This is a genomic window from Paractinoplanes durhamensis (assembly GCF_016862175.1).
GTDB lineage: Bacteria > Actinomycetota > Actinomycetes > Mycobacteriales > Micromonosporaceae > Actinoplanes > Actinoplanes durhamensis.
The window spans coordinates 1-884 of record NZ_BOML01000132.1 but is presented as its reverse complement, the minus strand read 5'-3'; the positions used below and the strand labels follow the sequence as shown (position 1 = coordinate 884).

Genomic DNA, 884 nt, shown 5'->3' with positions numbered 1-884 from the left:
ATGGTGCCGTCTGCGGTGGTGGTGTTGGTGGAGTTGCCGTTGACGGCGAACGGGAAGTTGGATCGGGCGGGTTTGCCGGAGCCGGTGTGGGTGGGTGAGGTGGTGCGGCGTGCGGTGACGCCGGTGGAGGAGATTTTGTGTGGGTTGTTCGCTGAGGTTTTGGGTGTGGTTGAGGTGGGGGTGGATACCGGGTTTTTTGTGGCTGGTGGTCATTCGTTGTTGGCGACTCGGTTGGTGGCGCGGGTGCGTTCGGCGCTGGGGGTGGAGTTGTCGGTGCGGGATGTGTTCGAGGCTCCGACGGTGGCGGGGTTGGCGGAGCGCATTGTGGTGGGTGTTGGTGGGGTGGTGCGTCCGGTGTTGCGGGCGGTGGGGGTGGGTGAGCGTCCGGAGCGGGTGCCGTTGTCGTTTGCGCAGCAGCGGTTGTGGTTTTTGTATCGGTTGGAGGGGCCGAGCGCTACGTACAACATTCCGTTGGTGATGCGGTTGGTGGGGGAGTTGGATGTTGCCGCGTTGTGTGCGGGGTTGCGGGATGTGGTGGTGCGGCATGAGTCGTTGCGGACGTTGTTTCCGGAGGAGGGGGGTGTTGCTTGGCAGCGGGTGGTCCAGCCGGGGGTGTTGGGTTGGGGTGTAGAGGTGGTGCGGGGGGAGCCGGATCTGGAGGAGTGGGTTCGGTATCGGTTCGATCTGGCGAGTGAGGTTCCTGTCCGGGCGTGGTTGTCCGTGGTGGATGGTGCTCATGTGCTGGTGGTGGTGTTGCATCACATTGCTGGTGATGGTTGGTCGATGAGGCCGTTGGCGGCTGATCTGGCGCGGGCTTATGCGGCTCGTTGTGCGGGGCGTGCGCCGGATTGGGCGCCGTTGCCGGTGCAGTATGCGGATTTCAG

1 protein-coding gene is annotated in these 884 nt (G+C 64.3%); it reads left to right on the top strand.

The annotated features are described in order from the left end of the window. Window positions 1-15 precede the first annotated feature (15 nt). The coding region (locus Adu01nite_RS47440; protein WP_275414803.1) for a condensation domain-containing protein at window positions 16-884 on the top strand (869 nt) is incomplete at its 3' end.